This window comes from Blastococcus sp. LR1 (genome assembly GCF_020166105.1).
Taxonomy (GTDB): Bacteria; Actinomycetota; Actinomycetes; order Mycobacteriales; family Geodermatophilaceae; genus Blastococcus.
The window spans coordinates 540,420-561,374 of the sequence record NZ_JAIUJY010000003.1 but is presented as its reverse complement, the minus strand read 5'-3'; the positions used below and the strand labels follow the sequence as shown (position 1 = coordinate 561,374).

At 73.3% G+C, this 20,955-nt stretch carries 22 protein-coding genes; 3 read left to right on the top strand and 19 right to left on the bottom strand.

Annotated features, from left to right (window positions below; all coding sequences use genetic code 11):
• Window positions 1–8: 8 nt before the first annotated feature.
• Window positions 9–1,184 carry a glutamate--cysteine ligase gene (locus LBW97_RS11405; RefSeq protein WP_224499491.1) on the bottom strand — a complete coding sequence of 392 codons (1,176 nt, stop codon included), beginning with the start codon at window positions 1,182–1,184 and terminating at the stop codon, window positions 9–11.
• Between the two features lie 238 nt (window positions 1,185–1,422).
• Here LBW97_RS11405 and LBW97_RS11400 point away from each other — a divergent pair, with 238 nt between their 5' ends.
• Window positions 1,423–2,280, top strand: a complete 858-nt coding sequence (locus LBW97_RS11400; protein WP_224499490.1) for a hypothetical protein — start codon at window positions 1,423–1,425, stop codon at window positions 2,278–2,280.
• Between the two features lie 10 nt (window positions 2,281–2,290).
• Here the strand turns inward: LBW97_RS11400 and LBW97_RS11395 are convergent, their stop codons facing one another.
• Both LBW97_RS11395 and LBW97_RS11390 read right to left on the bottom strand, forming a co-directional pair.
• Window positions 2,291–3,436, bottom strand: coding sequence for an Rv2578c family radical SAM protein (locus tag LBW97_RS11395; protein ID WP_224499489.1), 1,146 nt, complete (start codon window positions 3,434–3,436; stop codon window positions 2,291–2,293).
• A 66-nt stretch (window positions 3,437–3,502) separates the two neighbouring features.
• The gene (locus tag LBW97_RS11390; protein ID WP_224499488.1) at window positions 3,503–4,651 is read right to left on the bottom strand and encodes a Xaa-Pro peptidase family protein; all 1,149 of its coding nucleotides are present in this window, start codon (window positions 4,649–4,651) and stop codon (window positions 3,503–3,505) included.
• A gap of 76 nt (window positions 4,652–4,727) precedes the next feature.
• Here LBW97_RS11390 and LBW97_RS11385 point away from each other — a divergent pair, with 76 nt between their 5' ends.
• Window positions 4,728–5,636, top strand: coding sequence for a 5'-3' exonuclease (locus LBW97_RS11385; protein WP_224499582.1), 909 nt, complete (start codon window positions 4,728–4,730; stop codon window positions 5,634–5,636).
• Window positions 5,637–5,645: 9 nt separating this feature from the next.
• Here LBW97_RS11385 and LBW97_RS11380 read toward each other — a convergent pair whose 3' ends face one another.
• The 9 genes from LBW97_RS11380 to LBW97_RS11340 all read right to left on the bottom strand — a co-directional run bounded on the left by LBW97_RS11380 (window position 5,646) and on the right by LBW97_RS11340 (window position 14,148).
• A complete protein-coding gene (locus tag LBW97_RS11380; protein WP_224499487.1) occupies window positions 5,646–5,966 on the bottom strand; it encodes a DUF4333 domain-containing protein in 321 nt (106 codons plus the stop codon).
• Window positions 5,966–6,682, bottom strand: a complete 717-nt coding sequence (locus LBW97_RS20460) for a DUF4333 domain-containing protein (protein WP_224499486.1) — start codon at window positions 6,680–6,682, stop codon at window positions 5,966–5,968. Before LBW97_RS20460 ends, LBW97_RS11380 begins: the two co-directional genes overlap by 1 nt.
• 52 nt (window positions 6,683–6,734) lie before the next feature.
• On the bottom strand, window positions 6,735–9,551 hold the full coding sequence (locus LBW97_RS11370; RefSeq protein ID WP_224499485.1) for an RNA helicase: 2,817 nt from the start codon (window positions 9,549–9,551) through the stop codon (window positions 6,735–6,737).
• A gap of 126 nt (window positions 9,552–9,677) precedes the next feature.
• The gene (locus LBW97_RS11365) at window positions 9,678–10,571 is read right to left on the bottom strand and encodes a diacylglycerol kinase family protein (RefSeq protein ID WP_224499484.1); all 894 of its coding nucleotides are present in this window, start codon (window positions 10,569–10,571) and stop codon (window positions 9,678–9,680) included.
• Between the two features lie 4 nt (window positions 10,572–10,575).
• A complete protein-coding gene (gene tatC, locus LBW97_RS11360) occupies window positions 10,576–11,505 on the bottom strand; it encodes a twin-arginine translocase subunit TatC (RefSeq protein WP_224499483.1) in 930 nt (309 codons plus the stop codon).
• A 26-nt stretch (window positions 11,506–11,531) separates the two neighbouring features.
• Window positions 11,532–11,885 (bottom strand): Sec-independent protein translocase subunit TatA, encoded by a 354-nt coding sequence (gene tatA, locus LBW97_RS11355; RefSeq protein ID WP_224499482.1) that lies wholly within the window; start codon window positions 11,883–11,885, stop codon window positions 11,532–11,534.
• An 88-nt stretch (window positions 11,886–11,973) separates the two neighbouring features.
• Window positions 11,974–12,186: a hypothetical protein gene (locus LBW97_RS11350; RefSeq protein WP_224499481.1), complete on the bottom strand. Its 213-nt coding sequence runs from the start codon at window positions 12,184–12,186 to the stop codon at window positions 11,974–11,976.
• Between the two features lie 10 nt (window positions 12,187–12,196).
• The gene (locus LBW97_RS11345; protein ID WP_224499480.1) at window positions 12,197–13,174 is read right to left on the bottom strand and encodes a YafY family protein; all 978 of its coding nucleotides are present in this window, start codon (window positions 13,172–13,174) and stop codon (window positions 12,197–12,199) included.
• Window positions 13,171–14,148 carry a YafY family protein gene (locus tag LBW97_RS11340; RefSeq protein WP_224499479.1) on the bottom strand — a complete coding sequence of 326 codons (978 nt, stop codon included), beginning with the start codon at window positions 14,146–14,148 and terminating at the stop codon, window positions 13,171–13,173. The genes LBW97_RS11345 and LBW97_RS11340 overlap by 4 nt, the downstream gene beginning before the upstream one ends.
• A gap of 115 nt (window positions 14,149–14,263) precedes the next feature.
• On the opposite strand from LBW97_RS11340, the gene LBW97_RS11335 reads away from it, so the two are divergent.
• Window positions 14,264–15,442, top strand: coding sequence for a DUF3866 family protein (locus LBW97_RS11335; RefSeq protein ID WP_224499478.1), 1,179 nt, complete (start codon window positions 14,264–14,266; stop codon window positions 15,440–15,442).
• Here LBW97_RS11335 and LBW97_RS11330 read toward each other — a convergent pair.
• From LBW97_RS11330 to LBW97_RS11300, 7 genes are all read right to left on the bottom strand, one after another.
• A complete protein-coding gene (locus LBW97_RS11330; protein ID WP_224499477.1) occupies window positions 15,352–15,843 on the bottom strand; it encodes a hypothetical protein in 492 nt (163 codons plus the stop codon). The two genes, LBW97_RS11335 and LBW97_RS11330, sit on opposite strands and share 91 nt — an antisense overlap.
• Before the next feature lie 503 nt (window positions 15,844–16,346).
• Entirely contained in the window at window positions 16,347–17,705 is a 1,359-nt protein-coding gene (gene pafA / locus LBW97_RS11325; RefSeq protein ID WP_224499476.1) for a Pup--protein ligase, read from the bottom strand.
• Window positions 17,706–17,768: 63 nt separating this feature from the next.
• Entirely contained in the window at window positions 17,769–18,119 is a 351-nt protein-coding gene (locus tag LBW97_RS11320) for a hypothetical protein (protein ID WP_224499475.1), read from the bottom strand.
• A gap of 45 nt (window positions 18,120–18,164) precedes the next feature.
• The gene (gene prcA / locus LBW97_RS11315; protein WP_224499474.1) at window positions 18,165–19,043 is read right to left on the bottom strand and encodes a proteasome subunit alpha; all 879 of its coding nucleotides are present in this window, start codon (window positions 19,041–19,043) and stop codon (window positions 18,165–18,167) included.
• A 3-nt stretch (window positions 19,044–19,046) separates the two neighbouring features.
• Window positions 19,047–19,904 carry a proteasome subunit beta gene (gene prcB / locus LBW97_RS11310; protein ID WP_224499473.1) on the bottom strand — a complete coding sequence of 286 codons (858 nt, stop codon included), beginning with the start codon at window positions 19,902–19,904 and terminating at the stop codon, window positions 19,047–19,049.
• A 98-nt stretch (window positions 19,905–20,002) separates the two neighbouring features.
• Window positions 20,003–20,629 carry an endonuclease domain-containing protein gene (locus LBW97_RS11305; protein WP_224499472.1) on the bottom strand — a complete coding sequence of 209 codons (627 nt, stop codon included), beginning with the start codon at window positions 20,627–20,629 and terminating at the stop codon, window positions 20,003–20,005.
• A gap of 20 nt (window positions 20,630–20,649) precedes the next feature.
• On the bottom strand, window positions 20,650–20,859 hold the full coding sequence (locus tag LBW97_RS11300; RefSeq protein ID WP_224499471.1) for a ubiquitin-like protein Pup: 210 nt from the start codon (window positions 20,857–20,859) through the stop codon (window positions 20,650–20,652).
• Window positions 20,860–20,955: the final 96 nt, after the last annotated feature.

The following is a 20,955-nucleotide window of genomic DNA, read 5'->3' as shown; positions in this document are numbered from 1 at the left end:
GCGGGAATCTAGCCCGTGGCCCCAACGGTCGCCCGGGCGGCGTCCTCGCCGTTCGTGACCGCCACCGCAGCGCGCACCACGGCGGTGAGGTCGCCCGTCTCCTGGTGCACCCGGCGCTGCAGGTCCGCTCCGGTGCCGCGACGCAGGAGGTTCTGCACGCCGTCGGCGACCGTCTGCTCGTCGCCGGCGTCGGCCAGGGCCGGGCGGACGGAGTCGACCAGGTCGGCGAGCACGTCGGCGGCAGGCGCGGGCCGACCGGTGAGCGGGTGGACCAGATCGCCGGTCAGCCCCGACCGCCCGGCCCGCCAGCCGGCCAGGCGCAGGACCTCGGGACGCATCTCGGGCACCGCCCTCCCGGCGCGCGCGTCGCGGGCGGCGGTCTCCACCAGCCCGCGGACCAGGCCGGCCAGCGTGACGGCGTCCTCGACGCGCAGCGCCACGTCCGCGGTGCGGACCTCGACCGTCGGCCACTTCGCCGAGATCCGGGCGTCGAAGTAGACCATCCCGGTGTCCAGGACGGTCTCGGTGGCCAGCACCTCGTCGACGAGCCGGTGGTAGTCCGCGGCGCCGGTGAAGGGGCCGTTGGGGCCGGCCGAGGGCCAGCGGTGCCACACCTGCGACCGGAAGCTCGAATATGCGGTGTCGCGCCCGCGCCAGAACGGGGAGTTGGCGGTCATCGCGGTGAGGACCGGCAGCCAGACCCGGATGCGGTTGAGCACCGCCACGCCCTCCTCGTCGTCCTCGACCGAGACGTGCACGTGGCATCCGCAGGTCAGCACGTCCCAGGCCGTCAGGCCGAAGGCCTCGTTCAGCCGCTCGTACCGCTCCCCCTCGGTGGGCACCGGCTCGACGGCCACGGGCGAGGTGGCGAGCGCCGCCACCCGGGCGCCTACGGCCGAGGCCGCGGCGTCCGCGCGGCCCCTCCAGTGCCGCAGCTCGCGGCGGACCTCGTCGAGGGTGCTGCAGACCGGAGTGCCCAGTTCGAGCTGCTGGGCCTTGAGCTCGGGCATGAGGTGCGCGGTCTCCGGGGTCTGCGCGGCGCCGCGCTCCGCCCGGTCGTGCTGCTCGACGTCCTCGCCCTCACCGTCGCGGGCGGCCACGGCCAAAGCCTCGGGCCCCTTGGGCACAGGGTTGCCGGTCGCGTCCACGACCAGCAGCTCTTCCTCGACGCCCACGGTTCTCACCGCTCCATGATCGAGACTCCGGAGCCCGGAAGCAGGGCCCTGGCGGACGGCGTCACCCCCATGGGCACTGTGACGGCCGTCTATCCCGGGTGCTGGGCAGCCGTCGAACGGGCTCCTGGGCGGCTCGTCCCTCTCCACGTTGGTGATGCGGCGCCCGCAGGGTGCCGTGACCTTGCTCTCGGCAGGTGACGACAACCAGAAGTCGTACTGTTGTTGGGGATAACGGTAGTATTCGTTCATGTCCCGTGCGTGGCAGCAGCCGCTGCCCGACATGCCCGCACCTCCCCCGCCCACGGCATGGGGGCGGATCGCCGTGCCGCGCGGCTACGAGCCGCAGTGGCGTCGGCTGATCGATGCCGCGCTCGAACTCGATCTCGGCCCCGACGACCTGGCCGCTCAGGGGCTGGACGCCCTCGCCCGGGCGCGGGACTGGAAGCCGGCCACTGTCGCGCTGTACAGCAAGGTCGCCCGTTACGGCGGCCTCGCGCTGCCGATCGCACCGACGCCGGAGCCCGATCCGCAGCAGCTGGACCTCCGGCCGCTGACGCAGCTGCGCGGCGAGGACCCGGAGCACCTCCGCTCGGTCGCGTGGTGCGCGCTGGCGCTGGGGTGGCCGGCGCCGGTCTCGGCGTTCCGCTCGCTGCGGCGCGAGCAGGTGCGCGTCACGGCCCGGCGGCTGCTCATCTCGACCGACGACGGCGAGTGGTCGGTGCCCGGCGCCCTGACGGCGTGGCACGCCTGGGAGGCATCCCGGAACCGCTTCCCCGCGCTGGCCGCGAGCCCGTGGGTGTTGCCGGCCCTGCGCCGAGGCCCGGGGCTGGACTCGCGGATCGGCGGCCGGCTCTCCACCCAGGCGCTGCAGACCACCTTCACCAAGCACGCCCGGAACACCGTGCGGCACCTCCGGGCGACGGTCGCCCCGTCCCGCCGCGAGGCGGTCGAGGAACTGGCCACGGCATACCGGGGCCTCTCCTACGACTCCTACCGGCGGCTGGCCCTGGCAGCGGGGGCTCCCCCGGTGTCGGCGCGAGGCGTCGTGCGGGCCGCACGCACGGTGCACCGGTCGACCGCTCGCGCCGCGCGGCTCGCGAGCTGACCGCCGGCGGTCACAGCAGGGTCAGCTGCTCCGCGGCCGGCTCCTCCGTGGGTACCGGTGACGGCGTCTCCCACGGCGGTCGCACGCCGGGCAGGCCCCCGGTCGGCAGGCCGGCCGTGGGAAGGCTGCCCTCGGGGAAGCCGACCTCCTCGTCGCCGGGAACGCCCGTCGCCACGGCTCCGTCGACCTGACGGGCGGCGCCGCCGGACTGCCGGTCGAGCCCGTGCCGCGCGAGCAGCGGAGCCACCCGCGCGGACAGCCAGGTGCGGTACTCGGCGGAGACGTAGGCCCGCCGGGCGTACATCCGCTCGTAGCGCGGCACGAGTTCGGGGCGCGCCTGCCGGAGCCAGGCCATGAACCACTCGCGGGCCCCGGGCCGCAGGTGCAACGGGATGACGGTGATGCCCGTCGCGCCGGCCGTCGCGATCGCGCCGATGGCCGCGTCCAGGCTCTCCTCGTCGTCGGTCAGGCCCGGCAGGACGGGGGCGAGGAAGACGCCGCACGGCAGGCCCGCATCGGTCAGCGAGCGGACCAGGTCCAGCCGGGCCCGCGGTGACGGCACACCGGGCTCGAGCGCGGCGTGCAGGTCGTCGTCCCAGATGGCCATGGATACGCCCAGGCCCAATGGCACCTGCTGCGCCGCCTCCACCAGCAGCGGCACGTCGCGGCGCAGCAGCGTGCCCTTGGTGAGGATCGAGAACGGCGTGCCGGAGTCGGCCAGAGCCCGGATCACGCCGGGCATGAGCTTGTAGCGCCCCTCGGCCCGCTGGTACGGGTCGGTGTTGGTGCCCAGGGCGACGTGCTCCCGGGTCCACGACGGGCGGGCGAGCTCCTTGCGTAGCACGTCGACCAGGTTGGTCTTCACCACCACCTGGGTGTCGAAGTCGCGGCCGGAGTCGAATTCGAGCCACTCGTGCGTGCGCCGGGCGAAGCAGTAGCGGCATGCATGCGAGCAGCCACGGAGAGTGTTGATCGTGTACGGAAATGGCATCGACGAGTCGCCGGGCACGGCGTTGAGGGCACTGCGCGCCCGCACCTCGTGGAACGTCAGCCCCGGGAACTCCGGCACCTGCACGCTGCGCAGCAGGCCGCGGATGCTCGGCATGCCGGGCAGCGAGCCGTCGTCGACATCCAGCCGTTGGGCGTCCCACCGCATGGCACCGATCCGAACACACGTTCGAACGGATGTCCAGTGCGGGCGCACGTCGTGCGCCCGCGAGCCTTAGCCGGGGAGTTCGACGAGCTCCCGCGGGCCGTTGTTGAGAACACGGACTCCGTCGTCGGTGCAGACCACGATGTCCTCGATGCGGGCGCCCACGCGGCCAGGAAGGTAGATGCCCGGCTCGACGGAGAACGCCATGCCCGGCTCGAGCGGCAGGTCGTTTCCGGCCACCATGTACGGCGCCTCGTGGGTGTCCAGGCCGATCCCGTGGCCGGTGCGGTGGATGAAGTACTCGCCCCAGCCGGCGTCGTCGATGACCTGGCGCGCGGCGGCGTCGATCTGCTCGCAGGTGACCCCGGGCCGGACCGCGGCGGTGGCCGCCAGCTGGGCGGCGTGCAGCACGTCGTACCACTCGGTGACCTCGGGGTCGGCCGAGCCGCCGACCACGTAGGTGCGGGTGCAGTCCGACCGGTAGCCCGTCGCCGTCTCGCCGCCGATGTCGACGACGACGACGTCACCGGCCTCCACCGTGCGGCCGGAGAGCTCGTGGTGCGGGCTCGCGCCGTTGGGGCCGGAGCCGACGATCGTGAAGTCCACGCCGACGTGGCCGTCGGCGAGGATCGCGGCGGCGATGTCGGCGCCCACCTCGGCCTCGGTGCGCCCGACCCGCAGCCACTCCCCCATGCGGGCGTGCACCCGGTCGATGGCTGCGCCGGCCAGCGCCAGCTCCTCGACCTCGGCCGGGGTCTTGACCATGCGCAGGCGGTCGATGACGGGGCTGGCCAGTTCCAGCGCGGAGCCCGGCAGCGCCCGCTGCACACCGAGGGCGTGCTCGGCCCAGGTGCGCGAGCCCACGCCCACGCGGGTGGGAGCCGAGCCGAGCCGGGCGGTGGCGGCGGCGGCGAGCACGGAGAACGCGTCGTCGGTCTCGTCCCAGGCCAGCAGTTCCAGGCCGAGCGCACCGGCGGGGCTGGCGTCGACCATCGGCGCCTCCAGCCGCGGCACCACGAGGAACGGCTCACCGGTCCGCGGCACCGCGAGGGCGGTCAGCCGCTCCATGGCGTGTGCGTCGTATCCGCAGAGGTAGCGCAGATCGGCGCCCGGGGTGACGACGAGGAGGTCGACGCCGGTCTCCGCGGCGATCGCCCGCGCGGCGTGCACGCGCTCGATGGTGACCAGCGGGCCGGCGGAGTCGCTCTGGGTTGCCACGTCGAAAGGGTAGCCAGCGACCCCGGCGTTCCCCGCGCGCGTGCCGGGGCGGCTAGCGTCCGCCGTCGTGACGACGATGCTCCTGGACGCGGCCAGCCTCTACTTCCGGGCCTTCTACGGTGTGCCCACCAGCGTCACCACTCCGGACGGCCGGCCGATCAACGCCGTCCGCGGCTTCCTCGACATGTCCGCGCGGCTGATCGCCACGCACGGGCCCGACCGGTTCGTCGCCTGCTGGGACGACGACTGGCGTCCGGCGTTCCGCACGGAGGCGCTGCCGTCCTACAAGGCGCACCGGGTGGCGCAGGAGGGCGGCGAGGAGGTGCCCGACGAGCTCGGGCCGCAGGTGCCGATCCTGGTCGACGTGCTCGCCGCGGCCGGTATCGCCCGGGTCGGGGCGCCCGGCTACGAGGCCGACGACGTCATCGGCACGCTGGCCACCCGCGCCCGCGGGCCGGTCGACGTCGTCACCGGCGACCGCGACCTGTTCCAGCTGGTCGACGACGCCCGGGGCGTGCGGATCCTCTACACGGCCCGCGGCATCTCCGACCTCGACTTCGTCGACGAGGCCGCCGTCGCCGAGAAGTACGGCATCCCGGGCCGCTCCTACGCGGACTTCGCCGTCCTGCGCGGCGACCCGAGCGACGGGCTGCCCGGCGTCTCCGGGGTGGGCGCCAAGACCGCTGCGGCGCTGATCAACGAGTTCGGCGACCTGGCCGGGATCCGGGCGGCCGTGGAGCGCACCGTCGTGCCGAAGCCGCCGCTGACCGCGGCGGTGCTGAAGAAGATGCACGCTGCCGCGGACTACCTGGACGCCGCGCCGGTGGTGGTCGCCGTCGCCCGGGACATCGACATGCCGGCCGTCGAGGGGACGCTCCCCCGCTCCCCCGCCGACCCGGACGCCCTCGCCGCCCTCGCCGAGCAGCACGGGCTGCAGAACTCGGTCAGCCGCCTGGGCGCGGTGCTGGGATGGCCTTCACGCTGACGCCGCTTGCTACTCGCCCCAGGTGTAGGAGCCGTCCAGCCGGTCGTCGATCTGGATCCACACGCTGATCTGCTCGCCCTCGGCCGTGACGCCGCGGCAGGAGTAGCCCTCCCCGGAAGCGACAGGCATGTCCCGCGGACAGTCGAGGTCCAGGGCGACGTTCCGCCGCTCCTCGTACTCGGCAGCGATGTCGCGCTCGACGACCTCGGGGTCCAGGGGGTCCACCTCCAGGCTCTGGACCAGCAGCGAACACCCGACGACCCCGCCGAACAGGACCGCGGCGAGCGCCCAGAGAACCCCCGTGCGAGGCCGGCGGGGCACGGTGGTCACTACTCCGTCCACGTGTAGCGGGCCTCCTCCGCGTCGGTGATCCGGATCTGGAGGGTGACCTGCTCGTCGTCGGCGGTCACGCCCGCGCACTCGTAGGTGGCGCCGTCGGTGACGGTCATCTCCTCGGCGCAGTCCAGGTCGACGGCGACGCCCTCGCGCTCCTCGAACTGCCTGGCCACGTCGCGTTCCACGGCGCTGCGGGACAGCACCGTGGACCCGGTGGTCGTCGCCATCGCCACCCCGCCCACGAGCAGGACGGCGGCGAGCAGGAGGAGCGCGACGAGCCGTCCCCGTCGCTTCCGAGGTGCCGGCTGGGGCGGCCCGTACGGGGGCTGGCCGTACGGGGGCTGGCCGTACGGGGGCTGGCCGTAGGGGGGCTGGCCGTACGGGGGCTGGCCGTAGGGGGGCTGGCCGTAGGGGGGCGGGCCGTACTGGGGCTGGCCGTATCCCGGCACCCCGTAGCCGGGGACGCCGTGCTGCGGCTGCTGGCCACCGAACTGCGGCGCCGGCTGTCCGAAGGGCTGCTGTCCGTACGGCTGCTGTCCGTACCCGGGCGGCCCGAACGGCGGCTGCTGCCCGTACCCCTGGGGCGGACCGCCCCACGGTGGCTGCGGCGTGCCCGGGGGCGACCAGGGCTGCTGCGGGCGGTCGCCCGCGGGGGGCTCGCCCTCGGGTCGCGCGCCTCGCGGTTCGCCGTCGTTCGGCGGGTTCGTCACGCGGGGAATTCTGCCCCACCCGGAGCCTCGGCGGCGTGCAGCGAACCGCTGGTCAGCCGCCGACGGCGACTGCCACGACGCCGCGCCGGATCCGCTCCACGGCGCTCCGCGCGGTGCGCGCCACGGCGTCGTCGGCGACCTTGCCCAGCTGGTCGAGGAGGTCGATCAGCTGTCGGGTCCAGCGGACGAAGTCTCCGCCGGAGAGCTCCGTGCCCGCCTGCTCGGCGCCGGCGAGCACGCGGTCCAGGCTCTGCCCGTCGGCCCAGCGGTAGGCGGCCCACGCGAAGCCGAGGTCCAAGTCGCGGGTGGCCCGCACGCCGTGGTGCAGCTCGACGTCCTGCAGCCGGGAGCGGATGCCGCGCATCATGCCGATCGCGGCCGCCACCTTGCCCGCCGGGACGGCGGGCAGGCTGGGCGTGTCCCGGCGCGCCTCGAACACCAGCGTCGACACCGCGGCGGCCAGCTCGGAGGCGTTGAGCCCGCGCCAGACGCCGGCCCGCAGCGACTCCGCGACCAGCAGGTCGGCCTCGGACCAGACCCGGGCCAGCCGGCGTCCGTCGTCGGTGACCCGGGCCTCGCCCTCGGCCGCTCCCTCGATGTCGGGCACCTCCGGCACCAGGTAGCCGAGCTCCTCGAGGACGTCGCAGGTGGCGTCGAACTGGCGGGCGAGCGAGCCGGTGCGGTCGGTCATCTTCCGGTGCAGCGACTCGGCCTCGTGCAGCGCGCGCAGCCACCGCTCAGCGGCGCGGACCCGCTCCTCGCGATCGGGCAGCTGGTGCACGGGGTGGTTGCGCAGCGCCTGGCGGAGGTCGGCGAGCACCGGGTCGTCGGCGGCGGCGGACCGGCCCTTCTTGACCCGGCGCGCGCCCAGGTCGTTCTCCACCCGGGCGCTCCGCAGCGTCGAGGCGAGGTCGCGACGGGCGTGCGGGCTGCGGTGGTTGAAGTTCTTCGGCACCCGCACCCGGGCCAGCGCCTCCACCGGCGTCGGGAAGTCCCCCGAGCCCAGCCGGCCGGCCCACTTGTCCTCGGTGAGCACCAGCGGGCGGGGGTCGTCCAGGTCGGAGACGCCGGGATCCAGCACCACGGCGAGGCCCTGGCGACGGCCCGTGGGCACCCGGATGACGTCACCGGGGCGCAGGGCGGCGAGGGTGTCGGCGGCCTCCATCCGGCGCTTGGCCTGGGAGTCGCGGGACAGCTCCTTCTCCCGGTCGGAGATGTCCCTGCGCAGCCGCGCGTAGCCGGCGACGTCACCGCGGTCGGTGCTCATCTCGGCGGCCAGCTGCTCGGCGTCCCGCTCGTGCTTGGCAGCGGCCCGGGCCAGGCCGACGACGGAGCGGTCGGCCTGGAACTGGGCGAAGGAGCTCGCCAGCAGCTCCCGGGCGCGGGCCCGGCCGAACGAGCTGACCAGGTTGACGGCCATGTTGTAGCTCGGCCGGAACGACGACTTCAGCGGATAGGTGCGGGTGCTGGCGAGCCCGGCGACGACCGACGGGTCCATGCCCGGCGCCCAGACGACGACGGCGTGCCCCTCGACGTCGATGCCACGGCGCCCGGCCCGACCGGTCAGCTGGGTGTACTCCCCCGGCGTGACGTCGACGTGCGCCTCGCCGTTCCACTTCACCAGCCGCTCGAGGACGACGGTGCGCGCCGGCATGTTGATCCCGAGCGCGAGGGTCTCGGTCGCGAAGACGGCCTTCACCAGTCCGCGGACGAAGCACTCCTCGACCGTCTCCTTGAACGCGGGGACGAGGCCCGCGTGGTGGGCGGCCAGCCCGGCGAGCAGGCTCTCCCGCCACTCCCAGAACCCCAGGACGTGCAGGTCCTCCTCGGGCAGCGAGCCGGTGCGCTCGTCGATGATCTGCGCGATCTCGGCGCGCTCGGTCTCGTCGGTCAGCCGCAGCCCGCTCGCCAGGCACTGGGCGACGGCGGCGTCGCAGCCGTTGCGGCTGAAGACGAAGGTGATCGCCGGGAGCAGCCCGGCCTTGTCCAGCCTCTCGATGACGTCGGAGCGCGGCGGCGGCCGGAAGCGAGGCTTGTGCCAGCTCTCCCCGCGCTTGCCGCTCCCCCAGCCCTCGATCCGCCGTTCGTGCTCGCGGACGAAGCGCACCAGCTCAGGGTCGACCACCGAGGCGCCGCGCTCACGGGTGGAGAGGCCGCGCGGCGTCTCCTCGTGCTCGCCGGCGTGGGCGGCCGGGCGCAGGGAGAACAGGTCGAAGACCCGGTTGCTGACCAGCATGTGCTGCCAGAGCGGAATGGGGCGGACCTCGCTGACCACCACCTCGGTGTCGCCCCGGACGGTGACCAGCCAGTCGCCGAACTCCTCGGCGTTGCTGACGGTGGCCGACAGCGAGACGAGGGTGACCGACTGCGGGAGGTGGATGATCACCTCCTCCCAGACGGCGCCGCGGAAGCGGTCGGCGAGGTAGTGCACCTCGTCCATGACCACGTAGCCGAGCCCGCGGATCGCCGGGGACTCGGCGTAGAGCATGTTGCGCAGCACCTCGGTGGTCATCACGACCACCGGGGCGTCGCCGTTGACGGCGTTGTCGCCGGTCAGCAGCCCGACCCGGTCGGCGCCGTACCGCTCGACCAGGTCGTTGTACTTCTGGTTCGACAGCGCCTTGATCGGCGTCGTGTAGAACGCCTTCCGCCCCTCGGCGAGCGCCTTGTGCACGGCGAACTCGCCCACCACGGTCTTGCCGGCGCCGGTCGGCGCGCAGACCAGCACCCCGGAGCCGCGCTCCAGCGCCTCGCAGGCCTCGACCTGGAACGGGTCCAGCGAGAAGCCCAGTTCGGCGGTGAAGTCGGCCAGGGTCGGGTGGGAGGTCCGCCTCCGGGCAGCGGCGTACCGCTCAGCGGGGCTGGACATGCCTCCACGTTAGGCGTTCGAACCGACCCTGACTCGGCGGCCGCTGATGATCAGGAGAGCTGATCATCAGGCGTCCTGGCTCAGCACCGGTGGTGAGCCAGGACGCTCAACGATCAGGTCTGCTGATCAACAAGGGACGTCGGAGGCGCCGACGACGCGCACGGCGCCGGGGACGCAATCCGTCACCGCCGGCAGGACCGCCACCGGCTCGCCGTCGGCGTAGGTCGTGACGCCCTCGCAGGCGAGCTCGACCCGCGCCGCCCGGTGCACCGACACCGACGGGTGGTCGACGTGGGTGCCATCGGCCAGTCGCGGCTTCGCGCGGATCAGCTCCAGCCGCGAGCCGGCCGCCACCACGGTGACGTCGAGCAGCCCGTCGGCGAGGTCGGCCTCCGGGCAGATCTTCATGCCGCCGCCGTACCAGGGCGTGTTGCCCACGGCGATCATCGTCGCGGCCAGCGTCCGGCTCTCGCCGTCCAGCGTGAGCGTCACCTCGTAGGGGCGCAGCCGCGCCAGCTCGACCAGGACGGCGACGTCGTACCGGCGCCGTCCGCGCGGCCACCGCAGCCGGTTGGCGCGGTCGGTGACGGCGGAGTCGAAGCCGCAGCAGAGCACCGTCGCCCACCAGCGCCCGTCGGTGCGGCCGGCATCGATCGCCCCGCTGCGCCCGGCGAGGAGGTCCGCCGCCGCCGCCCGGGCCGCCGCGACGGGGTCGGCGGGCAGACCGAGCGCCAGTGCCAGGTCGTTGCCCGTTCCGGCCGGGACGACCGCCAGCGGGACGTCCGTGCCCGCGACCGCCTGGAGCGCCGCGTGCGCCGTCCCGTCCCCACCGACCGCGACGACGGCGGCGGTGCCTCCCGCGACCGCCGCGGCAGCTTGCGCCTCGGCCTCCGCGCCGGTCGTCGCGGGCAGCACGTGCGGCGTCAGCCCGGCCTCCCGGAGAGCTGCCACGACGGCGTCGGAGCGCGACCGCGCCCGTCCGCGTCCGGCGGCGGGGCTGACGAGGACGGCGACGTCCACCCGGTCAGCCGCGGCGCGACGTCGGGGAGTCCGCCGGCGCGTCCAGCGCGGAGGGCTGCACGTCCAGCGGGGAGGGGGCCGCGTCCAGCGGGGACGCCGCGTCGTCGTCGACCTCGTGGAAGGACTCCACGGCCTCGCGGCGGGCCCGGCGGCGGTCGACGAGCCGGGTCACCTGGATGGCGATCTCGAAGAGCACGATCATCGGCCCGGCCATGAGCAGCATGGTGAACGGGTCCTGCGTCGGCGTGACGAACGCGGCGAAGACGATGGTGAGGAAGAAGATCCAGCGCCGGCCCTTGGCCAGCACCTCGTGGCTGAGCACTCCGACGAGGTTGAGCGCGACGGCGATGAGCGGGACCTCGAAGCTGACCCCGAAGGCGATCAGCAGCGAGAGCAGGAAACCGATGTAGTCCGGCGCGGTGAGCGCCACGACCACGCCGTCGCCGGCCAGGGAGAGCAGCAGCTCCAGGCCCTTGGACAGCGAGACGTAGGCGAGCACGGCGCCGAGGACGAACAGCGTGGTGGAGACGAGGACGAACGCGACGCCGTAGCGCTTCTCGTTGCGCTTCAGCCCCGGGGTGATGAAGGCCCACAGCTGGTAGAGCCAGAAGGGCGCGGACAGCACCGCCCCGGCCAGCAGCGACACCTTGAGGCGAATGAACACGCCGCCGAAGACGTCCAGGATCAGCAGGCCGCACCCGGTGTCGGAGTCGCCGTAGCGGAGGTCGGGCTCGAGGTTGCAGTACGGCGCCCGGATGAAGTCGCCGAGCCCGTGCTCGTACCACCAGAAGGAGACGGCGGTCCCGATGAAGAGGAACAGCAGCGCCTTGCCGATGCGGTTGCGCAGCTCCGCGAGGTGGGAGACGAGGGTCATCGTCGCCTGCGGATCGCGCGGAGCGCGCCGCCGCCGTCCGCCCCGGGTCGCCTCGCTCACCGCCGTCCTGCCGGGTACGGGGTGGGTCAGCGGGAGCCGTCGGCCGAGCGCGCCTGCTCGGCCCGGGCCCGCAGCTCGGCGGCGCGCAGCTCGGCCTCGCGGGCCTCGGCGTGCAGCTCGGCGCTCAGGTCACCTGACGCCGACGTCGTCGTCGCGGGCGGCAGCACGTCACCGCGGAGCGGCGAGCTCGTCTTGGCGGCGTCCTTGGTGCGGAGTCCCCCGCCCACGGAGTCGTCGTCCTTCATGCCCTTCATCTCGCCCTTGAAGATGCGGAGCGAGCGGCCGAGGGAGCGCGAGGCGTCCGGCAGCTTCTTGTAACCGAAGAGCAGCAGGATGGCCAGGATGATCAGGCCGATCTCCAGCGGGCCCAGGGAACCCATGGCACGTCCTCCAGATGTCGAGACTTTCGACGATGCTACGCCGGAAGGGATTCGGTTCCTGACCGTCGATCGGTTCGCCGACCGGTGTTCACCAATCGTTCGCGCGGGCCTGCCTGTCCGCCTTGGTCTGCTCGGCGACGGCGACGGTGGTCTGCACCTGCTCGAGAACCGGGCGCAGGTCCCGCGCACCTGCGTCCAGCTCGCGGCGCAGCCGACCGAGGCCACCGAGGACGCCGTGCACGAGCACGGCGAGGGCGACGAGCGCGACGACGGCCACGGCGAGAGCGATCCAGAGCACCACGGGACCGACCCTAGCCGTCGGCCGACGGGGCCTGGACGCCGTAGCGGCGCAGCGCCTCCCGGGCCTCCGCCGCGACCTGCGCGCCGAGCTCGGCCGGCTCGTCGACGACGGCGTTGCCGCCCAGGGTCGCCACCAGCCGCCGCGCCCAGGCGAGGTCGGCGGTGCGCACGGTGACGGCGAGGCCGCCGTGGGGCTCCTCGACCGGGACGACGTCCTCGACCGGGTAGTAGTCGGCGACCCAGCGCGCGGCGCGGGCCAGCCGCAACCGGACGGCGGGCGCGCCCCCGTCGGGCCGGTAGACGCCGTCGTCGAGGTTCCGGGTGGTCGCTTCCGCCGGCGCGGCGGCGGGCTCGTCCAGGACTCCGACGTCGTCCACCCGGTCCAGCCGGAACAGCCGCACGCCCTCGGCCCGGCGGCACCAGGCCTCCAGGTACCAGCGGCCGTCGACCAGCAGCAGCTGCATCGGGTCGACGGTCCGCTCGGTGCGCTCGTCGCGGGTCGGCACGTAGTAGTGCAGGTGCAGCGCGCGGCCCTGCTCGAGCGCCGACCGGACGACGGTCAGGGTCTCCTCGCGGGCATCGACGCTCACCGCGACCGGGGTGGCCCGCTCGGCGGCGTCGCCGGTGGCCGCCGAGACCTTGGCCAGGGCCCGGCTCACGGCATCCCGCTCGGCCAGCCCGGGCAGCTCCAGCAGCGTGCGCAGGGCCACGACCAGCGCCACGGCCTCGTCGGTCGTCAGGCGCAGCGGCCGCACCATGCCGGCGCTGAAGGTGACCGTGACGCGGTCGGCCTCGAACGAGACGTCGATCAGGTCGCCGGGGCCGTAGCCGGGCAGCCCGCACATCCACAGCAGCTCGAGGTCGCTGCGCACCTGGCGCTCGGTGACGCCGAAGTCCCGCGCCGCCTCCGACAGCGGGACGCCGCCGGGCCGGGCCGACAGGTACGGGACGAGGGCCAGCAGCCGGGTCATCCGGTCGGTGGTGCTCACGCGGTCTCCCCCATCGCGGCGAGGCGGGTGAGCCGCTCGACGACCGCGTTCCGCATCTCCGTCGGTCCCTCGACGACGACGTCCGCGCCGTAGGCGGTCAGCTCGTCGGCCAGCGCCCACGGCTCGGTTGTGCGCAGCTCCAGCCGGTCGTCGCCGTCGTCGGCGGGGCCCAGCGAGGTGGCCCTGCGGCGCAGCCCGACGGCGGTGCCGGGGCGGGCCCGGACCACCACGAGGTGCTCCTCTCCCCCGACCTGCCCGGCGACGACGGAGGTGAGGTCGAGGTCGGCGGGCGGGGTGAAGGCGTCGGCGGGCCCGGTGGCCTTGGGCGTGCCGACGACCCGCGACAGCCGGAAGACCCGGTCGGCCTTGCGGTCGAGGTCGTGGCCCACGAGGTACCAGCGGCCGTGCCAGGCGACGACGCCCCACGGCTGGACGTGCCGGCGGACGGCGGCGTCCTCGTCGGGACGGCGGTAGTCGAACTGCAGGAGCCGGCGGTCGCGGGCGGCGGCGTAGCAGGGCTCGAACGCCGCCTCACCGCGGTCCAGGCGCGGCTGGATGGGCAGCGACCGGTTGGTGTCGACGTCGACCCCGGCGGCCTTGAGCTTCACCAGGGCGCTCTGCGCCGCGCCGGCCAGCTGCGCGGACTCCCAGAGGCGCAGCGCCAGGCCGACGGCGGCCGCCTCCTCGCCGGTGAGATGGATCTCGGGGAGCTCGTAGTCGGCCCGCGCGATGCGGTAGCCGTCCTCGGTGTCGAAGACGCTGGTGCGGCCGGTCTCCAGCGGCACGCCCATCTCGCGGAGGTCGGCCTTGTCGCGCTCGAACATCCGCTTGAACGCCTCGTCGGCGCGGTCGCTGCCGTCGTCGGCCTCGTATCCGGGAACGGTGGCGCGGATGCGCGCGGCGGTGACGAACTGCCGGGTGCTGAGCAGCGCGATGACCAGGTTGACCAGTCGCTCCGCACGCTTGGCCGCCATGTCCCACAGGCTAGAGGAAGGACCCCCTGCCCCCCGCCACTCGCATGCTCGCCGCGGGCCCCTGCAGGGGGCCTGTCGCCCGGCCGCGCGGCGGGACGCTCGTTAGCCTGCCGGTATGAGCAGTTCTCCCGCCGCCGCGCCCGTCTCCCGCATCCGCTGGCGACGCGGGAAGGTGACCGCAATCGGGCGTTCGTGGCGCGACGCGCTGGAGCTGACCGTGGAGGTCGACGGTGACGGCGAGCTCTCCGCGCTGGCCTACCCCTCGCTGGTCGGCGTCCCCGAGGTCGGCGACGAGGTGCTGCTGAACACGACGGCGCTGGCAAGGGGCCTCGGCACCGGCGGCTACGCGATCGTCGTCGCCGTCCCCGACCGGCTGCCCGCGGACCCGGAGGGGCCGGGGCACCTGGTGAAGGCGCGGTACACGCCGCTGCAGGTGCTCGTGCAGGGCGTGGACGAGCAGGAGACCGAGCACCACGAGACGATCGCCGCCGCCGAGGACCTGGCCAGCATGCCGGTCGTCGTCGCCGACCTGCACTCGGCGCTGCCCGCGATCCTCATCGGGATGCTGGCCACCGACCCCGACCTCAAGGTCGCCTACGTCATGACCGACGGTGGAGCACTGCCCGCAGCGTTCTCCCGGACGGTGACGGCGCTGAAGTCGTCGCTCGCCGGCGTGGTGACCGTGGGCCAGGCCTACGGCGGCGACCTCGAGGCCGTCACGCTGCACACCGGGCTGCTGGCCGCCAAGCACGTGCTGGGCGCGGATCTCGCGATCGTCACCCAGGGCCCGGGCAACCTCGGCACCGGAACGCCGTGGGGCTTCTCGGGGGTCGCCGCGGGCGAGGCCTGCAACGCGATCTCCGTGCTGGGCGGGCTGCCGGTGGGTGCGCTGCGGATCTCCGACGCCGATCCCCGCCCGCGTCACCGCGGCGTCTCCCACCACTCGCTGACGGCGTTCGGCCGGGTCGCGCTGGGCGGCGTGGCGCTGGTCGCGCCGCGCGGGCTCTCCTCCGAGCTCGGCGGGCAGGTGGGCGAGGACCTGGCAAGCCAGCCGGAGCGCAACGTCGTCGTCTGGGTGGACACCGACGGGCTGGACGTCGCGCTCGGCCTCTCCCCCGTGCCGCTGCGCACGATGGGGCGCGGACTCGAGGAGGAGCGCGCCTACTTCCTGGCGGCCGCTGCGGCCGGTCGGTACGCCGCGCTTCAGGTGCCGGTTCTGGAGGACGCCGTGGGCGACGAGACCGGCACCGAGACCGCGCCGGCCGACGCCTCGCCGGACGAGCCCTCCGCCTGACCGCTCAGCCGACCGGATCCCACCGGTCGTCGGTACGTCGCCAGTCGGTCGGCGCCCCAGGACCGGGGACGACGTCGGTCAGCCACCAGGTGGTGCCTGGGTCCCAGCCGGTCCGGGATCGCCCACCCCCGGTTCCAGCCGGTGACCCGCCACCACTCGTGCCGCCGGGACGCGGTGACGACGAGCGGGAAGCGCTCGACCAGGTCCACCCAGCCGGCCGGGTCGGTGACCTCCAGGACCCGGGCTCCCGGCGGCGGCTCGGCCGGCCAGGATCGGCCGCTCTCCCAGCCGAAGCCGTCCTCGACCCAGCTCAGCGCCTCCGGCAGCGGCCCGGTGACGACCAGGCCGGAGAGGTGCGGCAACGACCACCAGGGGCCGCCCCAGTTCGCCCGGGGATCCACTGGGAGCTCCCGGGAGGCTCGTCGCTCGTCCTCCAGCGTCTCCTCCCGCCACGCGCTGAGGCCGGGCCGCCTGCGGAAGAGCCGAGGTGTCGCGAGCACGCCGTCGGAATCGGGCCAGGCGACGACGTGCTGCGCGCGGGCGTCGTAGGGGCTCGGTCCACCACCGGGTCGCCGGCGCGTCGGCGGCCGCCACCGCCAGCGGGAGGAGTTCGCCGGCGACCTCGTCGTCGGCGAGCACCGTGTCGACGTCGTCCGGCTCCTGCCAGTAGGCGGACCGGTCGACCGCCTCGGTCACCGCAGTGGCCAGTCGGCCCTCCTGGACCGCGGCCTCCAGGTCGGTGGCCGCCACCCGGCGCCGCACCTCGGCCCGCCAGTCGACCGTGCGCTCGGGATGGACGAACAGCGGGTCGTCGAGGATTTCGGCGACGAACCGCCGACCACGCGGCCCGGAGAGCAGTCGTCGCGCGCGGTCGTCGTCCACCGGCGCAGTGTGCCCCGGAGGGTCACATGCTGGCGATCAACTTCTCCACCCGCTCGTCGACGGCCTTGAACGGGTCCTTGCACAGCACGGTGCGCTGGGCCTGGTCGTTGAGCTTGAGGTGCACCCAGTCGACGGTGAAGTCGCGGCGCTTCTCCTGGGCGGTGCGGATGAACTCGCCGCGGAGCTTGGCGCGGGTGGTCTGCGGCGGCACGTTCTTCGCCTCGAACACCCGGGGCTCGTGCGTGACCCGGTCGACCTGACCGTTGCGCTCCAGCAGGTAGTAGAGCCCGCGGGTGCGGCTGATGTCGTGGTACGCGAGGTCCATCTGGGCGATCCGCGGGGAGCTCAGCGACAGGTCGCGCTTGGCCCGGTAGCGCTCGAGCAGGCTGAACTTGGTGGCCCAGTCGATCTCGCGGTCGATCAGGCCGATGTCCTCGGTGTCGACGGCCTTGAGCACCCGGCCCCACAGCTCGAGCATCCGGCGGTGGGTCTCCCCCATGCCCTCGCGGTCGAGGAACTCCGACGCGCGGGCGTGGTACTCGGCCTGGATCTCCAGGGCCGACATCTCCTTGCCGTTGGACAGCCGCACCTTGCGCCGGCCGGTCATGTCGTGGCTGATCTCGCGGATCGCCCGGATCGGGTTCTCCAGCGTCATGTCCCGGATCGGGACGCCGGCCTCGATCATGCGCAGCACCAGGTCGGTCATCGTGACCTTGAGCAGCGTCGTCGTCTCGTTCATGTTCGAGTCGCCGACGATGACGTGCAGGCGCCGGTACTTCTCGGCGTCGGCGTGCGGCTCGTCGCGGGTGTTGATGATCGGCCGGCTGCGGGTGGTGGCGCTGGAGACGCCCTCCCAGATGTGCTCGGCCCGCTGGCTGACGCAGAAGATCGCCCCGCGCGGGGTCTGCAGCACCTTCCCCGCGCCGACGACGATCTGCCTGCTGACCAGGAACGGGATCAGCACGTCCGCGAGGCGGCTGAACTCGCCGTGCCGGCCGACGAGGTAGTTCTCGTGGCAGCCGTAGCTGTTGCCGGCGGAGTCGGTGTTGTTCTTGAACAGGTAGATGTCGCCGACGACGCCTTCCTCGGCCAGGCGCTGCTCGGCGTCGACGACCAGGCCCTCGAGGATCCGCTCCCCCGCCTTGTCGTGGACGACGAGCTCGTTCACGTCGTCGCACTCGGCGGTGGCGTACTCGGGGTGGCTGCCGACGTCGAGGTACAGCCGGGAGCCGTTGCGCAGGAAGACGTTGGAGCTGCGGCCCCAGGACACCACCCGGCGGAACAGGTAGCGCGCGACCTCGTCCGGGGAGAGCCGACGCTGCCCCTTGAAGGTGCACGTGACGCCGTACTCGGTCTCGATGCCGAAGATCCGTCGGTCCACGATCCGAGACTAGGCCGATGGAGTGACAGTGCGCTCTGTGGCGGGTCCGTCACCTGCGGCGCGTCACGAACGCTTCGCGTCCAGACGCTGCAGCAGGTCGTCGAACGCCTTCTCGACCTCCGGGTGGTCGTTCTGCGAGGCGCGCTGCTTGCCGTGGATCAGAGCGGCCCGGTTCACCTTCCGGAAGTCGCCGTAGGGGAACTTGTAGCGGCCCTTGGTCTCCTCGTTGGCGTCCGGGTCGATCGCGAGGTGCCAGGCGGCGTAGGAGTCCCAGCCGTTCTCGTCGAGCTCGGCGTTGCCGTCGTCGGCCGACGGGGCGGCGTCGGACCACTCGGTGGTGTCGTCGTACGTCCCCGCGTCGATCAACTTGCGGGCCTGGGTGACGGCGGCCTTGTTGACCTCGTAGTTCGGCATGCCTGCTCCCCTACCCCGTGGTCGGGGCGGGGAGTCAGCCTGCCGTCAGCCCTCGCCGCCGTCCTCTGCGTGCTGGGTGTCGTAGTCGCCGCCGGTGCCGCCGGCGGTGTCGGGCGCCGCCGGGTCGCCCAGCCCGGCCGGCGTGCCCGGCGCAGGGTGGCTGGGGGTGTGCGCGGTGGTGGGGGCCTCGGGCGCCTCGGGAGCGGTCTGGCCGTCGCCCAGGAGCGTGTGCAGCGCGGCGCCCACGACGCGGCGGAAGGCACGCTTGGGGCGGCGCCGGTCCAGGACGGCCACCTCGAGCTGTTCGGCGCTCAACCGGGTGTGACCGCCCTGCCCGGTGCCCGCCGTGGCCGGGCTGACGGCCGACAGCGCGTCGATGCCGACCTTGAGGGCGTCGGCCAGGCCCATGCCGACGTGGAAGTTCTCCCGGAGGTGCCCGGTGACCGCCTCGGCCTGGCCACCCATGACGACGAAGTTGGGCTCGTCGACCACGGAGCCGTCGAAGGTGAGCCGGTAGAGCTGGTCGCGCTCGGGCGTCTCCCCCACCTCGGCGACGCAGAGCTCGACCTCGTAGGGCTTCATCTGCTCGGTGAAGATCGCGCCGAGGGTCTGCGCGTAGGCGTTGGCGACGATCCGGCCGGTGACGTCCCGCCGGTTGTAGGAGTAGCCGCGGACGTCGGCCAGGCGGACACCGGCGACGCGGAGGCTCTCGAACTCGCTGTACCGGCCGACGGCCGCGAAGCCGATCTTGTCGTAGATCTCGCCGAGCTTGTGCAGCGTGGAGCTGGGGTTCTCGGCGATGAGCAGCACGCCGTCGGCGTAGGTCAGGACGGCGACGCTGCGGCCGCGGGAGATGCCCTTGCGGGCGTACTCCGAGCGGTCGCGCATGACCTGCTCGGCGGAGGCGTAGTACGGCATGGTCATGGCTCAGGCCTCCCGGTCCATGGTGCGGCGGTCGGCGTCGGCCCGTTCGGTGACGATCGTGTCGGCGACGGCGGCGATCTCGGCGTCGGTGAGCCGGACCGCGCCCTCGGCGTCCACCCGGTAGACGATCGGGTAGAGCCGGCGCACCGGGTCGGGACCGCCGGTGGCGGAGTCGTCGTCGGCGGCGTCGTAGAGCGCCTCGACGACGGTGCGCGTGGCCTGGTCGGCGGGCAGGCCGGAGCGCCAGGTCTTCTTCAGCGAGTTCTTCGCGAACAGCGAGCCGGAGCCGACGGCGGCGTAGCCGCGCTCCTCGTAGTTCCCGCCGGTGACGTCGTAGCTGAAGATGCGGCCCGGAGCGCTGCCCGCCGCGGCGTCGAGGTCGAACCCGGCGAAGAGCGGGACGACGGCGAGGCCCTGCATGGCGGCCCCGAGGTTGCCGCGGATCATCTGGGCGAGGCGGTTGGCCTTGCCGTCGAGGCTCATCGTGAGCCCCTCGATCTTCTCGTAGTGCTCGAGCTCGACCTGGTAGAGCTTCACCATCTCGATGGCGATGCCGGCCGCACCCGCGATGCCGATGACGCTGTAGGAGTCGGCCGGGTAGACCTTCTCGATGTCGCGGCTGGAGATCAGGTTGCCCATGGTCGCGCGCCGGTCGCCGCCCATGAGGACGCCGCCCTCGAAGGTGACGGCGACGATCGTGGTGCCGTGCGGGGCGATGTCACCCATCGGCACCGCCGGAATGGGGCGGCGGCCCGGGAGCAGGTCGGGCGCGGTCGAGCCGAGGAAGTCGGTGAACGAGGAGCCCACCCGGTCCAGGTAGGCGGGCGGGAACCCGCTCCGACCAGCTGACGACTCGTTCACTCATCCGCCTCTCCCGCCTGCTCCCGCCGGCGTGAACCTGCTGCTCTGCCGGGCGCCGCACGTGCTGCTCGGGCGCGGTCCCGGACGTCGCTGCGACCCTACTGGCAGCCGCTGACGTCGGCTGGCCAGTCCGGATCGTCGGCCCAGTCAGCGATGAGGCGATCGAGCGCATGCGCCTCCCGGTGGCCTCTGACATACAGGGCCGCCGCGTGCATGAGGTCCGGCTCGTCACGGAAGAGGCCAAGTCCGTGATTGCACCGCTGACACAGCAATGCCCGGATCCTTCCGCTGTCATGATCATGGTCGAGGTGCTGCGGAGCCGCGTCGCCGCAGATCGCGCACCGGTCCCCCTGTGAAGCTCGGATGCGGTCGACGACGGCCTTCGTGATTCCGTAGCGTCGGCGCCAGTACGCCTCTTTGCTCTCTGCGTTGTGGCATGGCTTGCAGCGAGTACCGAACCCCGACACAAGCGCGGAATTCTTCGTGAAGTCTTCGACGGCGACCGCCTGCCGACAGGCCGGACACCATCGAAATCCGGCGGGTACCCACGAGTGGTCTCGCACGTCATACCCGCTTGCCCGGCGATGGTTCCGATACCAGGCATTGCTGCGGCTGCGGTTGCACGAAAGGCAGTAGAACGAAAGGCCATCGCCTCGGGTGCGATTGCGACCGAAATCGCTCGGTTCTTTCAGCTCATCGCAGGCGGGGCAGACTTTGGCGTTCATGACTTTGTGTAGTCAGGGAGTCACTCTCCGCCCTTCTGTACGTAGGCCCTCACGAAGTCCTCGGCATTCTCCTCGAGCACGTCGTCGATCTCGTCCAGCAGAGAGTCGACGTCCTCGGTCATCTTCTCGTGGCGCTCGGCGATGTCGGAGTCGACCGAGGCCTCGATCTCCTCGTTCTCCTCGCGCGACCGCGTGGCCTTCTGCTGCCCGCCGGTGTCCTTCGTGGCCATGCCTTGCCCTCCGGTCCGTGGAACTGATCCTGATCAGGAAACTACTCGCAGACACCGACATCCGGCGTCCGCCGACAGGGTGCCGTGGACGGCCCC